The sequence below is a fragment of the Rhizobium moroccans genome, from assembly GCF_057559155.1.
Window position 1 is genome coordinate 1 of record NZ_JBHFJG010000026.1, and the last position, 15,816, is coordinate 15,816.

Consider the following 15,816-nt stretch of genomic DNA (forward strand, 5'->3'; position numbering starts at 1 on the left):
TTCTCGACGAGGCCAACAACATCGTCCTCGTCGGCGGTCCCGGCACGGGCAAGACGCATATCGCCACGGCCATCGGTGTCCAGGCCATCGAGCATCATCACAAGCGGGTTCGGTTCTTCTCGACCGTGGAACTGGTCAACGCGCTTGAGCAGGAGAAGTCCCAAGGTCGCCCAGGCCAGATCGCCAACCGCCTGGCACACTCCGATCTCGTCATCTTGGACGAGCTGGGTTACCTGCCGTTCAGTGCTTCAGGCGGTGCGCTGCTGTTCCATCTGCTGAGCAAGCTCTACGAGCACACGAGCGTCATCATCACCACCAACCTGAGCTTCAGCGAATGGGCCAGCGTCTTTGGCGATGCCAAGATGACGACCGCGCTGCTCGACCGGCTCACCCATCATTGCCACATCCTCGAAACCGGAAACGACAGCTTCCGGTTCAAAAACAGTTCGGCCCATGAGCCCAAAGCGACGAAGGAGAAACGCAGAAACTTGACCACCCCAACCACGACGGACGATACCTAAGGCGGGTCACTTCTCGGCGCAAATCCCGGGTCAGCTCTCAGTGCAAATCAACATTGATGCACCGAGGGTCACGATGCGCCTCACCGTGACCCTCATTTCTAACCCTCTAGCGAAAGGGGTAGCGGCTTTTCCTGCCGCCGCTGAGTAGCTTATCAGTAGTGACGTCTTCCGCAAGACCGCCATCGATCTCATCCCTAGAGCGAGAGTTTATTATCAAGAACGCAATCTCAGATAATCCCCCATCCTTTAGGAGGAGGGAGAACGGGAGAGGTTGCAACGACCGCAGAAAGACTACCCCAGATAAATCCACCCACTTAAGGAGAGCCCCAAGGGGGAAGACCAACATCTGGAATGAAAGGGAATAGAGGACGACTGATGAAATCAGGATGATCTCTATCTGGTATTCATGGGGATGATGTTGGTGATGAAACCCTAATACACCTATAGTCTCTCTTCACGTCCCCAGAGGTTCCCTTTACAGCGGACCTCGACCACCTCCCATCCCGCACAGTCCCTCATGGACACTCGACAATCGAGAGTGCGAAAGCTGCTGCTCAGATTTGAGCGTCAGCCGTTCTCATGGGTGTGGTGACCCTCGGCCCTCTGGTCGCGATTGCTTGGCTCAGCCTCGTGGTCTTGCTGACGAGAGGGCCATTTGCATTCACCGCCCCGATATCATCACCACCACAGAACCCTGAGACCATCATCATGCACAACGAAACTTCCCTTGGTCGGGAGGATGGCGAAGCCATGCCTTCAGCCACCTCGACCACGAAAATCATCATCTGCCCCACGTGCCTCGACAAGCGAGGGCAGAACTACTTGGTCTCCATCGAAGGCCAGACCCTGATCGCCAAGACCCGCAATCCCACAGCCGATGCCTGCCGCCGCTTGGTCGCCCTCGGTCGCTCAGGGCGGCTTGAGGTCTGGCGGGAAGGTCGCATCTTTCCCTGCCTCGTCATCGCCGACATCGGAAAAGCAGCGGGCATGACGGTCGCCGAGAACACTGCCCACGGCCCTCGGTTCGCACCGTATCAGGCGTTCGCAGCCTCGACACTCGCCGCCCAGGAGGTTGCCTGATGTGCGATCCCCTCTCCATGCTCGGGTTCGCGGTCGGCGCAGCTCAACAAGCCTTCAGCTATGCCGGCAACGTTCAAGCCGCCAATGAGCAGAACCGCATGTACGCGGAGAACGCCAAAAGGGCGAACCAGAATGCCCGCGACCAGATGTTCCAGACCCAGCAACGCATGCTGCAGGAACAGGAAGCTGCCGCCAACGAGAAGATCGATGTCGAGCGTGAAGCCCGGGAAGCCAAGGCAACGGCCTTCACCGCTGCTGGCGAGTCTGGTGTGAGCGGCCTTTCGGTTGACGCCTTGATGGCTGAGTTCGATGGCCGCGCGGTCGAGCATAGCGACCGCGTCGATCAGAATACCGAATGGACCCTGACCCAGCTTAACAACGAAATGAAGGGCATCAGGTTCAACGCTGAAGACCGGATCAATTCCGTGCAGCGAGCGGCCAAACCGTCCTTCTTTGACGCTGGTCTTCGCATCGCAGGCGTCGGCCTCGACTCCTACAACTCCTTCGAAGATCGCAAACACCGGAACCAGAACCGGACCTGACCTCCCTCGCGGTGTCCCTCAGGGGAAACCACCATCACCACATTATGAAAGAATTGAACATGACGCACCCACGCATCAACACCATGACCATTGACGCCCACGATGAAGACATTCCGGTCATTCGCCTTCGCTTCATTACAAGACCTGATGGGACCGCCTATTTCCTCACGAAGGATGTCGGCGAACATCTCGGCTTGAATGCCATCGAGACCGGTGATTGCCTCGAAGTCCTCGAACACTGGGGCGTGCCTTACGCCGAGGAAGCCGTCAACGATCGTGGCAAGGTGATCGGACCGGTCGGCCTCATTACGGAGGCAGATTACCGCAAGCTCAGCATAGAGGCCGCAAAGCTCCGCCTGGACGCCTAATACCCAACCTCAAAACGGCCCTTAGAGCGGCGGTCTGGATCGGCGGGTGTCTTCACCGTCCGTGCCGTTCTTCGCCTCTAAAAGGCCACTACCGCTTAGCCAGAAACCACCATCACCCTCGAAACGGAACAATCGCATGACAGCATTCGGTGAAGCATTTAAAACCGCCCGCGCAGCCGGCAAATCTACCTTCAAGTGGCAGGGGAAGCTCTTCCACACCAAGACCAAGGAGGAGATGGAGAAGACTAAGAAGTCTGTCCCCACTCCGACCCCTCGACCCGTCCCCAACAGTGCCACTCGCTCCAGCTCGGTTGATGCCGAGAATGCTGGACGGACTGCGGCCAATTCGCCCGAGTCTGCCCGTAGCAGAGCGTCCAGCTCGCTCGCAATTACATCCGCCAAAGCTGATGCCAATGAACAGGTAAAGCCGGTGACGGCGAAAAGCGCCCGAGCGCCGGGCAAATCTGGGTTCTATACCACTCGTAAAGTCGAGCCTTGGCAGCTCCTCGCCGGCAAACCCCGCCGTACACGTGCGTGGGCGGATAAGTAGCGGCAGCCTAGTCATAGCAGGGGCCAAAATGTTTCCTCGAAAAATTCGAGACCCCAATCAGATATACGGCTTTCCCGGCTTCCCCCGGGTGGGCCTCCCAGCCCTAATTTGCAAGGCTTTGGGGTTCTTGACCAAGGCGTAACCCTCTGCCAGCACACGATAAATCAGAGGGAGATTACCATGACCACCAGCCCCACAGATGTATCTAGCGAACGAAAGCGCGGGATGTATCATGCGTTCCGTCTCCTAGAAACATTCCGCGAATTGCGGCCGGATATGCCGATGCAAACAGCTTCGGTCTTCCTCCTCGTTGCCATGAAGCCGGGGATTAGCCAGCGTGAGTTGCTCGACCTCATAGACATCAGCCAGGCAGGCATCTCCCGCAACGTCTACGCGCTGACGGCGATCGACCGCCACGGCAAGCCCGGGCTGAACCTCATAACCCAGCATCGCAACCCAATCGACGCTCGCAACACGATGCTGTATCTAACGTCAGAGGGTGACGCGCTTCTGACCCGCCTATTGTCGATCAGCCGCCCTCAGTGATCAACCGACCAGACCTGAATACCATTGCGCTCGAACCGCTCCAGCCGCTGAGTGCCCGGGAAGGCCGGCGACATGAAGAAGACGTAGCGATGCTGCTCTGGGCTGGCTGCCAGCTTGTCGAGGTCTTTGGTCAGCTTCCTATTGTTCTGGGGCCTCACCGCCGCGAACGTTTCAGCACCAACCAGTCCCTCAACCTCGCTCATCACGTCCAGCGGCTGTGATGCATAAGCGCCGGGAGCAAGGTGGAACGCCCCAGCATCGGGATGTAGCTCGAAAAGTTTCCGAGCAGCGAGCAAGGCGGCCGCATAGGTCCACGTCTGGTTCACCTGCTCGATTACATTGAGGGGGCTGTGGGTGACAGGATGAAAGCCTACGAGATCAAACTTCATATGGCGGATGAGATCGAGGGGACGGCCATCGAATGCAGAGACCCATGCGGCTACACGAGCCGCCGACTCCTCCAGCCTCACAAGACGCTCCTCAGCCTCCTGAGCCGATCGCACAACGATGCGTTCGCTAATCCCTTCGCTGTCCATCTTCGCCCTCATCAAGTCAGCCACGTATCTCGCCAACGGTCCCCCGCGAAACCAGAACCCCGATCAAGTTCCCGTAAGCGGTTCTGTTACGGCTCTATGTCTAGTGGTAGGCGGGAGATAGCGGCCAACACCGCAGGGATACGCTGACGCTGCAGGCCTAGCATCCGTTCCACGAGTTGAGGAGTCTTGTTCTGCCCCATGCGATTTTGAACGAAACGGAGTTGGCTGTCATCAGCACCAAATACATACCTATCGGCCTGTCCGACAGCTACGGTGTTGGCGGCTGTGACCAACTGATCAGCCGGTCCACTCTTCAGTCTACGCATGAATTCCTTAGTGTGCGTAGCGGCAAAAAGCTGATTTGGACCAACAGCAACCACTAAATGGCTCTCGGCATCCCCGAGCACGTTTGTGTATGTCACCGGCCGATCAGAGGTTAGAAGCTGTCGCCGCCCCTTGAGAGTAAGTAACTCCCAGTGCATCGCGGAAAGACCTCCGACCAGCTTCGGGTGTGATATCATCGTTTGTAGTCGCCGTAGGGCGCGGTTAGGCGCACTCGCCTCGAACTCTGCTGTTAACTCATCGAACGTGCTTGGTTGATCTGAAGGTTTCGACGCTTCGTAGAAACGCCTGAATGACGGAGACATTGACCTTGTTAGCTCTGTGAGCATCTCTTTACTAAGGCGGACATCCTCCGGCATGCGACACATCAGAGACGCTAGAAAGATCGACCAAGCTTCTCGCTGGAGCAAAGAAATATGGTCGCCGTTTAACATGGCTCGGAGAGCTTCGGCGGCTTTGCTATCTACCGGGGAAAGGAACATCGTTTCCATTTCGCAGGCAACTTCGGCGGGCACGCCCTCGCTTGCGTAAAGGCGATGGATGTAGCCTGTCCCATCGGGGTGTACCCGTTTAGGCTTCACCACATTTCTGTAGGGTTTACTGAATTCTACGATCTTTCGGCTAGGGCCTGTTGCCCACTGTTTTAGGTAAAATACAGGAAGAAAATGGTGCTTCATGGGTGCTTGCATGTCGTGACGATAACCCCAGTTTTTACCGCTAACCAGTGCCAATAGGGCGTGGTCTAATGACTCCCCTTAACAGCAGGCAGAGACAGTGCCACATGAATGCATTTGACTTTTGAGACTGTTAGTGTCAGAAGCTCTAAGACTTCATTGGCACCATCGGAGTTGTCTCAAATGCCCTCGACCATCATCGGCTACGCCCGCACCTCGACCCTCGACCAGACATACGGCCTTGACGCTCAGATGCGTGATCTGGAGGCGGCAGGCTGTGAGAAGGTCTTTAAGGAGCAGCTCTCCTCAGTCGATAAGGAGCGCCCTGAGCTGGCCCGTGCGCTGGACTATGCCCGTGAAGGGGATGTGTTCATCGTGACGAAGCTGGACCGTCTGGCACGCTCAATGGCCGACCTTGTACGCCTGAAGGATGCGCTGGAAAGCAAAGGCGTCAGTCTCAAAATCCTCAATCTCAACATCGACACTTCGACGCCTACCGGCAAGCTGATGCTGAGCCTGCTCGGTTCCATCGCAGAGTTCGAGCGTGACATCATGCTGGAACGGCAGCGGGAGGGCATTGCCAGGGCGAAAGCTGACGGCAAATACAAGGGCCGCGTTCCGACTGCTCAGAGAAAAGCCGACGATGTGCGGCGTATGAAGGCCGAAGGGAAGACCGCAGAGCAAATAGTTGTGGAATTAGGTATCAGCCGTTCGAGCGTTTTTAGGGCGCTTCGGGCGAAATGATCACGCTCTCCTTCGTGCAGGGGTGATTATGTGTTTTCGGCCCACTTCAAATCTCGCTTGCAGTCCAAGACATTGCAGCTCTATGGTGCAAGGTGGGACAAGGGTAACAGTTATTTTCAGGGGCTTATCGTGCAGCTTTTCTTCGGCATCGCCTATTTCGTTGTAGGCATCGTGCAACTCTTCGCCATTGCTGACGGTGTTGGTTTTGGTCTCGGCGTTGGTTCCTTCATAAGCTTCTTCATCGCGATCTTCGTGACCTATATACCATTGCTTGGCTCTATTCTTGGCCTCTATGGCGCGGTCAACGTATGGGACTGGAGCATTTGGCAGGCGCTGGTCCTGTTCTTCTGGTACATCCCGGTTGGAATCCTGTTCGCTGGGTTCGGCGCAATAGCGGGACGGTGAAGGACCTATGAGCCTTCCTGCTACAGAACATTGGTTCTCGCTATCGATACGAAGAAACCGCAAAAGTTACGTCTTCGGTAGCCTGTTCCTTACCGGGATATTCGTTGCGGTCATAGCCGCGCTATGGTTTTTCAATGCGAGAGGGAGGGGCAGCCTTATCATCGTGCTGCTATTCTTCGTGCCGTACTTCATATGCGGCTACTTGCTGACGGCTCAGCGATTGCGTGACATGAACTGCACGGGTTGGCTCGCCCTGCTATGGTTGCCAGTTGGCGTTGCCGATCGCTATGTGGGAGGCGCGGCGTCCTTCGCCTTTTTCATCGTGTTATGCGCAGTGCCGGGAACGCAGGGCTATAACCGGTATGGCCCCGACCCGCTCGCCAGTAAAGGTGCGTTGCTATGAGTTGGAACCGTGATTTCGTCCTGATACCCAGCGTGATGTTGCTACTCGCTTTGGCACCCTTGCCTTACGGCTACTACACCTTGCTAAGGCTGGTCGTGACGGCAGTAGCTGTCTTTGCTGCAGCCATCGAGTTCAAGGGTCGGCAGCAGTTCACCACATGGTCCGTACTCTTGGGCCTGATAGCACTCTTATTCAATCCCATCATCCCAGTGCATCTCACACGCGGGATGTGGGCGGTGATTGATACTGTTGTAGCGCTTATCTTCGTCGCCTACTGGTGGAATAGTAGAACACGTAAGGCGTAGATCAGGGCAGAATACAGGACATCGGGGTCTGGGCTGCATAATTGTCCATAGCCTAGACCAGATCACCCATCATCTTCCGGCCACGCATAGACTATCCCCATCGAGTGGCCGGGAGCGTGCTTCCAATGGAGCCATAGGTGGCCAGATCGTCGATCGACCTCCACCTTGTCAAAGAGCTGCCGCAGCATCACGTTAACGGCAGCGATGTCCCGAGGCTCAGATGACATAGCCTCAATAAGCTTACCCAAGGTGTTATTGGTCCTATTGGTCGTGGCCGCTGATGCGCGGTTCTCGGCGTCGATAGTGGTTTTTCGGGCCTCGTCCCTTAGAAGTTCAAGCTTCCTCAACTCGCCAAGCAGCGCAGGTGAATGCCCAGCCTCCCTGATGGCATCAACTATTCTGTCGATCTCCGTCTCGATACCTTCCTCGACCCGAAGCGCTGCCATCCATTCTTCTTGGAGGGCATCGTCGGCTGATGGTATCTCCGCATAGAACGTGGGTGCAAAGTCTAGGATTGCCTGCTCAATCTGGTCACAGCGAGATGCCTCATACTCGCAGCCTGCACCTGCTTTAGCCACGGTACACACGAGATACGGCTTACCAGCCTTCCGTCGCGACCCCTTATTGACCCTAGTCATGGTAGCTCCGCATCTCGGGCACTTGGCTAGGCCGCCTAGAATGTTGGAGATGCCGTGCTTGGTGGTTGCAGTACGTCCGCTGCTTAGCGCGGCGACCCGATCGAAAGCGTCCCGCTCGACCACGGCAGGAAAGTAACCTTCGATAGGCTGCATTGGAACACGGACCTTCTTGCCTTCGACCCGATCAAGGCGGTGAGGATGGAAGGTGCCGACCACCGAAGTATCTACCAGCATTTTCTTGATGTAGGACCGATGCCACATAGCACCACGTCCGAACACGGGAATGCCTTCTCGATTGAGCGTCTCGGCTATCGTGTGCTGTCCACAACCTTCAAGGGTCATGGAGAATATGCGCTGGACGACTTGAGCGCGTTCTGGGATGAGGTCGAACCCGGTGCGATCGGGTCTCAGTCTTACCCATCCGGGGGAGGTGGCAGTCAGAGGCTTAGCCGCAGCATTCGCGCGCTTGTTTTCCCACACCTGAGCTAACCTACGTCCCTTCTTGGCGCTTTCCTCATGCGCCCGCATGGCCACCAGAAGCGCGACCATCAGAGCGGTCTGGTCTTCGTCCAAGACCTCTTCGGTGTAGACACGCTGATCGTCCAATGTGACGAGGGTAATGCCAGCTTCACAGATGCGTTCGAGCAACCTGACAGCCTTGCGGGGCTTGTTTCGGCTGAGCCTGTCAAGGCTCTCCACAAGGAGATAACTACCTGGCCTTATGTCGCCGTGTTCAACCGCTGCCAGAAATTCCCCAAGCCGCCCAGTTTCTTCGTTCGCGCCCATGAAGGCAGACACGCCAAGGTCTCGGAAGGTGAGCTTGTCATCCAGTTCTAACCCGTGCCGTTGGGCGTAGGCCTCGGCTGCGGCAGTCTGTCGTCTAAGGCTATCACCTTTCTCTTGCTCAGGCGTCGAAAAGCGGACGTAAGAGTATGCCTTAGGGCGGGTATCGATATTCTTATGTAGCATGGAGACGCTCAAATCAGATGGCGGGTCTTTTGTCCATAACCTGCTGATGGTAGGTCCTCCCGGTTCCGGCAAGTCGATGCTGGCTGCCCGCCTTCCCTCGATCCTGCCGCCGCTTTCGGCTGCCGAACTGCTCGAAGTCTCGATGATACATTCGATCGCCGGCCAGCTTTCGGGCGGCAAACTGTCGGACCGCCGGCCCTATCGCACGCCGCATCATTCGGCCACCATGGCGGCGCTTGTGGGCGGCGGCTTGCGTGCCAAGCCGGGCGAGGCGTCGCTCGCGCACCATGGTATTCTCTTCCTGGATGAGTTTCCGGAGTTTTCGCCGCAGGCGCTGGATGCACTGCGCCAGCCGCTGGAAACCGGAGAATGTGTGATCGCCAGAGCCAATCACCGCGTTTCCTATCCCGCGAGCATCCAGCTTGTGGCCGCGATGAACCCCTGCCGATGCGGCATGGCGGGCGAGCCCGGCCACACCTGCGCTCGCGGCCCGAAATGCATGTCTGACTATCAGGCCCGCATTTCGGGACCTCTCATGGACCGCATCGATATCCGCATCGACGTGCCGGCCGTTTCCGCAGCGGATCTCATCCGGCCGGCGCCGGCCGAGGCGAGCGCCGATGTCGCAAGACGCGTGGCCGCGGCGCGGGAGCGGCAACGCGAACGCTTCGTCTGGGCCGGCGCGCCGCAGGTTTCCACCAATGCCCGCTGCTCGACCGCGCTGATCGAGAAGATCGCTGAACCCGATCCGAGCGGGCTGCAGTTGCTGCGCGATGCGGCCGAAAAGCTGAAATTCTCGGCGCGGGGCTATCACCGTGTGCTGAAGGTGGCGCGCACGCTGGCTGACCTCGACGGAAAGGATACGGTCGGCCGCATCCATCTCGCCGAAGCGATCTCCTATCGCATGGCCGGCGAGCGGTTGGCGGTGACGGCGGGGTGATTTGAGAAGCGAATAGTAATTGGCGAATAGCGAATAGAATTTTCCCGCCGCTTGCGCGTGATAGTTTCTTGAGAAATCCTATTCGCTATTCGCTATTCGCTATTCGCTATTCGCTATTCGCTATTCGCTATTCGCTATTCGCTATTCGCTATTCGCTATTCGCTACCCACCCAACCCGTCGAACAATGCGGTCGAAAGATAGCGTTCCGCAAACGAGGGGATAATGATGACGACGTTCTTGCCGGCATTTTCCTTCCGGCTGCCGACCTTGACGGCCGCCACGAGTGCTGCGCCCGATGAGATGCCGACCGGAACACCCTCGATCCTGGCGACCAGGCGTGCCATCTCCATGGCCTCCGCGCTGGTGACGGTGACGATCTCGTCATAGATCGTCGTATCGAGGATTTTCGGCGCAAATCCTGCCCCGATCCCCTGGATCTTGTGAGGGCCCGGCTGGCCGCCTGAAAGTACCGGTGATTCCTCCGGTTCGACGGCGATCACCTTGAGGTTCGGGTTGCGGTCTTTGAGAACCTGGCCGGCGCCGGTTATCGTACCGCCCGTCCCGATGCCGGAAACGAGGATGTCTATCTTGCCTTCGGTATCGTTCCAGATCTCTTCCGCCGTCGTCCTGCGGTGGATGTCCGGGTTCGCCGGATTTTCGAACTGCTGCGGGATGATGGCGTCCGGCAGCGAGGAAACCAGCTCCTCGGCTTTCGCGATTGCGCCCTTCATGCCTTTGGCGCCCTCGGTCAGCACCAGTTCGGCGCCCAGCAGTGCCAGCATCTTGCGCCGTTCGATCGACATGGTTTCCGGCATCGTCAGGATGAGCTTGTAGCCTTTGGCGGCGGCCGTGAAGGCAAGCGCGATGCCGGTATTGCCGGAGGTCGGCTCGATCAGCGTCGTGCGGCCGGGTGCGATCCGGCCCTCGGCCTCCAGGCTCTCGATCATCGCCACGCCGATGCGGTCCTTCACCGAGGCGATCGGATTGAAGAATTCGAGCTTCGCCAAAAGATGGGCCTTGACGCCCTTTTCCTTCGCCAGCTTGTCGAGCCGCACGATCGGCGTGTCGCCGATGGTTTCGGTAATGGAGGAATAGATGCGGCCGCGGCCCGGCTTCCTGGTCTCTGTCATGACGGTCTCCCTCAGCTTCGTCGAAGAAACTAGAGCGTCTCATCGCTGAATGCCAGCGGGTCATCTGCCGCATGGAAACTGGGAAGATGGAAAACTCGGCTAGACGCCGGTCGAGCCGAAACCGCCGGCACCGCGTGTCGTCGTGCTCGCTTCGGTGGTCTCGGCAATGCGGGCCTGCACCACGGGCGCGATCACCATCTGCGCAATGCGCATGCCGCGCGTGATGGTGAAATCCTCCTCGCCCAGATTGACGAGCAGCACCTTCACCTCGCCGCGATAATCGCTGTCGATCGTGCCGGGCGTGTTGAGGCAGGTGATGCCGTGCTTGAAGGCAAGTCCGGAGCGGGGCCGCACCTGGGCCTCGAAACCGTCCGGAATCTCGAAGATGAAGCCGGTCGGCACCAGCGCCCGCTTCCCCGGCGGGATGATGGTCGGCCGGTCTTCGGCAACCGCCGCGCGCAGGTCCATGCCCGCGGCTCCCTTGGTCTCGTAGGAGGGGAGGTCGAGCCCCGCTCCATGCGGCAGACGGATGAGGTTGAGCGTGGGGCCGATGATATCGCGCATGGAATCTCCCTGGTCTTCGGCAATCTCATTTGCATATCGGGCTTCAAATCGCTAGATACGCCGCGACCTAAAGGATTTTTATCGACATGGCCGAAAGTCTCGCCGAGGCGGTATCCCGCCGCCGCACATTCGCGATTATTGCCCATCCGGACGCGGGCAAGACCACGCTCACCGAAAAGCTGCTGCTGTTCGGCGGGGCGATCCAGCTCGCCGGCGAGGTGAAGGCGAAGAAAGACCGCATGCAGACCCGCTCCGACTGGATGAAGATCGAGCGGGAGCGCGGCATCTCGGTGGTGACCTCGGTCATGACGTTCGAATATGACGGCAATGTCTTCAACATTCTCGATACGCCCGGCCACGAAGACTTCGCGGACGATACCTACCGCACGCTGACGGCAGTGGATGCGGCGGTGATGGTGATTGACGCGGCAAAAGGCATCGAACCGCGCACGCTGAAGCTGTTCGAAGTCTGCCGCATGCGCGATATCCCGATCATCACCTTCATCAACAAGATGGACCGCGAAAGCCGCGATCCTTTCGAAATCCTGGATGAGGTGGAAGAAAAGCTGGCGCTCGATACGGCGCCGCTCACCTGGCCGATCGGCCGCTCGAAAACCTTCTGCGGTTCCTACCACCTGGCGGACAACACCGTGCGGGGCTCGGATACCGAGGTGGAGGTCACCAAGGTCAACGGCCCGCAGAGCGTTGCGGACCGTCTTCCGGAAAACGAAAGGGCCGCCTTTATCGAGGAGGTGGAACTTGCGATGGAAGCCTGCCGGCCGTTCGATCGCCAGGCCTTCCTGGAAGGGCACATGACGCCGGTCTTCTTCGGCTCGGCGCTGCGCAATTTCGGCGTCCGCGATCTCATCAACGCGCTTGGCGATTTCGCTCCGCCGCCGCGCGATCAGGTGGCGGATATCCGCAAGGTTCATGCGTCCGAAGACAAGATGACGGCCTTCGTCTTCAAGATCCAGGCGAACATGGATCCGAACCACCGCGACCGCATCGCCTTTGCGCGCGTCTGCTCCGGCAAGCTGGAACGCGGTATGAAGGCGAGGCTTTCACGCACCGGCAAGCAGCTGGGTCTCACCGCGCCGCAATTCTTCTTCGCTTCGCAACGCCAGTTGGCGGACACGGCCTATGCGGGGGATGTGGTCGGCATCCCGAACCACGGAACGCTCCGGATCGGCGACACGCTGACCGAAGGCGAGCCGCTGGTCTTCCAGGGCGTGCCGAACTTCTCGCCGGAAATCCTGCGCCGCGTGCGGCTGGAGGATGCCATGAAGGCGAAGAAGCTCAAGGAAGCCCTGCAGCAGATGGCGGAGGAGGGGGTCGTGCAGCTCTTCTCTCCGGAAGATGGCTCGCCCGCAATCGTCGGCGTCGTCGGCGCTCTGCAGCTGGACGTGTTGAAGGAACGCCTGATGGCCGAATACGGCCTGCCGGTCTCCTTCGAAATGTCGCGCTTCTCCATCTGCCGCTGGATTTCGGCCGACCAGCCGGCCGAGCTCGAAAAGTTCCTGACCGTCAAGCGTGGCGATATCGCCCGTGATCTCGATGGCGATCCGGTGTTCCTGGCGCAGGATAGTTTCTCGCTGCGCTATGAGGCCGAGCGCTACCCGGCGATCAGAATGGCCGCCATCAAGGAATATCACGTCGCCAAGGCGGCTTAGCGTCACGATAACATCAATCCCCTCCCAAACCCCTCCCCTTTGTGGGGTTTGGGAGGGGTTCTTTCCGCCACTTTCAATCGAACTTGACTGCCGTCGTATTGGCGCCGCAGACGAGCACGCACACGCGCTCATCCGTGCCGGGCACGTACTTGCCCGAAAGCAGCGCAGCGAAAGCCGTGGCCCCGCCGGGCTCCGCGACGATGCGCGCGCCGGCCCAGAGCGCCTTCTGGGCGGCGAGGATCTCATCGTCCGTCACCAGCACCGGCGGCTGAACGTATTTCTGCGCCAGCGGAAACATCAATTGGCCGATCTGCCTGGGAGCCAGCGAATCCGCCGCGATGCTGCCCGCCGGCGCATCCACGGGGCTGCCCGCCTTGAACGCCTCGTGAAGCGTCGGCGCGCCGTCGGGTTCTACGGCCACGATCTTCACGCGTCCGCGGAACCAGGCGGCAATGCCGCCGATCAGCCCGCCGCCGCCGACCGCGACCAGCAGCGTCGTCATATGCGGCAGATCGTCTTCGATTTCCTTGCCGAGCGTGCCTTGGCCGACGAGCGTTTCCACCTGGTCATAGGCATGGATGGCAAGCGCACCGCTTGTCGCCACATAAGTCTCGCTCGCCGCCAGCGCATCCGCATAACGGTCGCCGCCGATCACCAGATCCGCGCCATAGGAGCGGATGCGCTCCGCCTTGGCGGGTGAGGTGACGCTCGGCACGAAGATTTTCGCCGGCACGTCGAGCCGCATGGCAGCATAGGCAACCGCAGCGCCATGGTTGCCGCCCGATGCGGCGACCACGCCCGCCTCGGGAATCTCTCGGGTGAGCAGGCTCGTGAAGGCGCCGCGCGCCTTGAACGAGCCGGAATGCTGCATGAACTCGAGCTTCAAATCGACCTCGCGGGGCGCCGCCGCACCGAAATCCCGCATGTCGATGCGCATGATCGGCGTGTGGCGGATATGCGGGCGGATCAGCGTCTCGGCTTCGGCGATGCGTTCGGGGGAAAGGCTGGGGTCGATGGTCATAGGGCCTCGCGGCTATGAGTGGGATGCGATGAAGGATTTCTAGCTTTAGCCCTTGTCGAGCTTCTCGCAAAGGAATTCCACGACGGCTCTCACCGCGGGCAGTTGCCCCCGCCGATGCGGCATCAGAATGGTCGTCGTGATGCTTCCCGCAGTCCAGCCGGGCAGCAGTTGCGTAAGCTCCCCGGCGGCGATCGCATCGCAGCAAACCGATGTCGGCAGGCAGGCGATGCCAAGCCCGGCCGCGGCCGCCTTCAGCATCACGAAAGGCTCGTCCGCGCCCATGACCGGTTTCGGGGCGATCCGAACCTCTTCGCCATCCGCCGATGTAAGACGCCACCCTAGGTCAGACAGGCCGCTGGTGATGGCGTCATGCTCTCCCAGCTCCTGCGGATGGGCAGGCGCCGCATGTCGCCGGAGATAATCCGGCGAGGCCACGACGAAGAAGGGATGAACCGCCAGCCTGCGCTGCACCAGCGTGGAGTCCGGCAGCGGAGCTTGATGGCTGCGAAGGGCGATGTCGAAGCCCTCCTGCACGATATCGACGAAGCGGTCCGTCACATGGATGAAAAGCTGCAGCTTCGGATAACGCCGCGCAAGTTCCGGCAGGTGAGGGGCGATCACGAACTGCGCCGTCGGCACGGCGGCCGTCATCCGCACGGTGCCGCTCGGCTCGGCGAGATGCGTGCGCACCAGGCTCTCCGCCATTTCCGCCTCGATCATCGCCGCGCGTGCATGCTGGAAGAAATCCCGGCCGAGCTCCGTCAGTGAGAAGCTGCGGGAGGTGCGGTGGATCAGCCTTACTCCAAGTCGGCCCTCCAGTTCCGCCACGCGTTTGCTCACCGTCGATTTCGGAACGCCGAGCAGCCGCGCGGCGGCGGAAAAGCTACCGTTCTCCACTGCCTGGACGAAGAAGTGCAGGTCGTTGAGGTTGAGGCCGTACATTCACCAGCTTCCATAAATGTAGACTTTGCAATGCAAATTCTCTGTCTAGCGATTTATCGTCCACGGAAACATATTCCCGGTGTCACCGCAGTTCAATATTGAAAGGAACGAAGACAATGACACCGATCCTGTTTTATGGCGTGCCGGAAGGCTGCTCCTTCGGATCCATCGTCGCGCTGGAATGGTCCGGCCTGCCCTACAGGCTGAGCCGCATCGGCATGCCGGATGTGGTTTCGAGCGACGTTTACCGCCCCATCAACCCGGTGGGCGAGACGCCGTCCCTGATGCTGCCGGATGGTCGCCTGATGAGCGAGAGCATGGCGATCCTCAACCATATCGCCGCCCGTTCGGTCGAAAAGGGTTTCGGTTTCGCGCCGGGAACGGAGAAGTTCGACCGGCTGAACCAGATGCTCGCCTTCCTCAACACGAGCTTCTTCGGCGCCTTCAGCCCGCTCTGGTACACGGCCGAGCACGAGATGGAGCCGGCTCGCAAACAGGCCCTGCGGGACTACGGCATCGCCAATGTCGAAAAGGTGCATGCGACGCTCGAACGGCTGCTCTCCGGACGCCAATGGCTGCTCGGAGACGGCAAAAGCTTTGCGGATGCCTATTTCGCGGGGATCGCCCGCTGGAATGATTTCCACCAGGTCGTCGATCGGCGGAAGTTCCCGGCCCTCAACGCTCTCTACGAGCGCCTACAGGAAGATCCCGCGGTTCGTTTCGCCTGGGCCATTGAGCATCAGGAAGAGGCGAAGACCACCGGCGGGTTCCTCGGCCATGTAAGCCTTGATGAGGCGCTTGGCCAGGTGAAAAGCGCGGCCTGATGATTGCGGCGATGCGCCCTCGCGTGGGGGCGCATCGCGATATGTGGTTAAAGGCCGAGAGAAGCCTTCACGGCATCGGCTGCCGGCTTGCCGTCGAGAGT

The 15,816-nt window shown here is 59.5% G+C and carries 18 protein-coding genes and 1 pseudogene; 12 read left to right on the plus strand and 7 right to left on the minus strand.

Features of this window, described 5'->3' with window-relative positions; genetic code table 11:
- The 5 genes from istB to ACE04I_RS15015 form a co-directional block, all read left to right on the plus strand.
- Positions 1–521: IS21-like element helper ATPase IstB (gene istB / locus ACE04I_RS14995; protein WP_487207212.1), on the plus strand; the 521-nt coding region annotated here is incomplete at its 5' end.
- Positions 522–1,271: 750 nt separating this feature from the next.
- Positions 1,272–1,601 (plus strand): hypothetical protein, encoded by a 330-nt coding sequence (locus ACE04I_RS15000; protein WP_487207248.1) that lies wholly within the window; start codon positions 1,272–1,274, stop codon positions 1,599–1,601.
- Complete coding sequence (locus ACE04I_RS15005; RefSeq protein WP_487207249.1) at positions 1,601–2,143, plus strand: virion core protein, T7 gp14 family; 543 nt, start codon at positions 1,601–1,603, stop codon at positions 2,141–2,143. The genes ACE04I_RS15000 and ACE04I_RS15005 overlap by 1 nt, the downstream gene beginning before the upstream one ends.
- Positions 2,144–2,202: 59 nt before the next feature.
- Positions 2,203–2,511: a hypothetical protein gene (locus ACE04I_RS15010; RefSeq protein ID WP_487207250.1), complete on the plus strand. Its 309-nt coding sequence runs from the start codon at positions 2,203–2,205 to the stop codon at positions 2,509–2,511.
- A 730-nt stretch (positions 2,512–3,241) separates the two neighbouring features.
- The gene (locus tag ACE04I_RS15015; RefSeq protein ID WP_487207251.1) at positions 3,242–3,607 is read left to right on the plus strand and encodes a hypothetical protein; all 366 of its coding nucleotides are present in this window, start codon (positions 3,242–3,244) and stop codon (positions 3,605–3,607) included.
- Here ACE04I_RS15015 and ACE04I_RS15020 read toward each other — a convergent pair.
- Positions 3,601–4,143: a hypothetical protein gene (locus ACE04I_RS15020; RefSeq protein WP_487207252.1), complete on the minus strand. Its 543-nt coding sequence runs from the start codon at positions 4,141–4,143 to the stop codon at positions 3,601–3,603. The two genes, ACE04I_RS15015 and ACE04I_RS15020, sit on opposite strands and share 7 nt — an antisense overlap.
- Positions 4,144–4,229: 86 nt before the next feature.
- Positions 4,230–5,162 (minus strand): DUF4238 domain-containing protein, encoded by a 933-nt coding sequence (locus ACE04I_RS15025; RefSeq protein ID WP_487207253.1) that lies wholly within the window; start codon positions 5,160–5,162, stop codon positions 4,230–4,232.
- Between the two features lie 180 nt (positions 5,163–5,342).
- On the opposite strand from ACE04I_RS15025, the gene ACE04I_RS15030 reads away from it, so the two are divergent.
- The 4 genes from ACE04I_RS15030 to ACE04I_RS15045 are packed head-to-tail and all read left to right on the plus strand — an operon-like array spanning position 5,343 to position 7,016.
- Positions 5,343–5,903, plus strand: a complete 561-nt coding sequence (locus ACE04I_RS15030; protein ID WP_487207254.1) for a recombinase family protein — start codon at positions 5,343–5,345, stop codon at positions 5,901–5,903.
- A gap of 30 nt (positions 5,904–5,933) precedes the next feature.
- The gene (locus ACE04I_RS15035; RefSeq protein WP_487207255.1) at positions 5,934–6,308 is read left to right on the plus strand and encodes a hypothetical protein; all 375 of its coding nucleotides are present in this window, start codon (positions 5,934–5,936) and stop codon (positions 6,306–6,308) included.
- A gap of 7 nt (positions 6,309–6,315) precedes the next feature.
- On the plus strand, positions 6,316–6,711 hold the full coding sequence (locus ACE04I_RS15040) for a DUF805 domain-containing protein (RefSeq protein ID WP_487207256.1): 396 nt from the start codon (positions 6,316–6,318) through the stop codon (positions 6,709–6,711).
- A complete protein-coding gene (locus ACE04I_RS15045) occupies positions 6,708–7,016 on the plus strand; it encodes a DUF6804 family protein (protein WP_487207257.1) in 309 nt (102 codons plus the stop codon). Before ACE04I_RS15040 ends, ACE04I_RS15045 begins: the two co-directional genes overlap by 4 nt.
- A gap of 62 nt (positions 7,017–7,078) precedes the next feature.
- Here the strand turns inward: ACE04I_RS15045 and ACE04I_RS15050 are convergent, their stop codons facing one another.
- Complete coding sequence (locus tag ACE04I_RS15050; protein WP_487207258.1) at positions 7,079–8,623, minus strand: recombinase family protein; 1,545 nt, start codon at positions 8,621–8,623, stop codon at positions 7,079–7,081.
- Positions 8,624–8,657: 34 nt separating this feature from the next.
- Here ACE04I_RS15050 and ACE04I_RS15055 point away from each other — a divergent pair.
- Positions 8,658–9,563, plus strand: a pseudogene (locus ACE04I_RS15055) (YifB family Mg chelatase-like AAA ATPase); the annotation flags it as partial.
- Positions 9,564–9,725: 162 nt separating this feature from the next.
- Here the strand turns inward: ACE04I_RS15055 and cysK are convergent.
- Together cysK and dut are read right to left on the minus strand one after the other, a co-directional pair.
- Positions 9,726–10,694: a cysteine synthase A gene (gene cysK, locus ACE04I_RS15060; RefSeq protein ID WP_046794040.1), complete on the minus strand. Its 969-nt coding sequence runs from the start codon at positions 10,692–10,694 to the stop codon at positions 9,726–9,728.
- Positions 10,695–10,793: 99 nt separating this feature from the next.
- Positions 10,794–11,258: a dUTP diphosphatase gene (gene dut / locus ACE04I_RS15065; protein ID WP_046794041.1), complete on the minus strand. Its 465-nt coding sequence runs from the start codon at positions 11,256–11,258 to the stop codon at positions 10,794–10,796.
- An 86-nt stretch (positions 11,259–11,344) separates the two neighbouring features.
- Between dut and ACE04I_RS15070 the strand changes: the two genes are divergently transcribed.
- Positions 11,345–12,928: a peptide chain release factor 3 gene (locus tag ACE04I_RS15070; protein ID WP_046794042.1), complete on the plus strand. Its 1,584-nt coding sequence runs from the start codon at positions 11,345–11,347 to the stop codon at positions 12,926–12,928.
- Between the two features lie 73 nt (positions 12,929–13,001).
- On the opposite strand, the gene ACE04I_RS15075 is transcribed toward ACE04I_RS15070, so the two are convergent.
- Both ACE04I_RS15075 and ACE04I_RS15080 read right to left on the minus strand, forming a co-directional pair.
- Positions 13,002–13,949 carry a threonine/serine dehydratase gene (locus tag ACE04I_RS15075; RefSeq protein ID WP_046794043.1) on the minus strand — a complete coding sequence of 316 codons (948 nt, stop codon included), beginning with the start codon at positions 13,947–13,949 and terminating at the stop codon, positions 13,002–13,004.
- 45 nt (positions 13,950–13,994) lie between these two features.
- On the minus strand, positions 13,995–14,891 hold the full coding sequence (locus ACE04I_RS15080; protein WP_046794044.1) for a LysR substrate-binding domain-containing protein: 897 nt from the start codon (positions 14,889–14,891) through the stop codon (positions 13,995–13,997).
- Between the two features lie 116 nt (positions 14,892–15,007).
- On the opposite strand from ACE04I_RS15080, the gene ACE04I_RS15085 reads away from it, so the two are divergent.
- A complete protein-coding gene (locus tag ACE04I_RS15085; RefSeq protein ID WP_487207259.1) occupies positions 15,008–15,715 on the plus strand; it encodes a glutathione S-transferase family protein in 708 nt (235 codons plus the stop codon).
- Positions 15,716–15,816 lie beyond the last annotated feature (101 nt).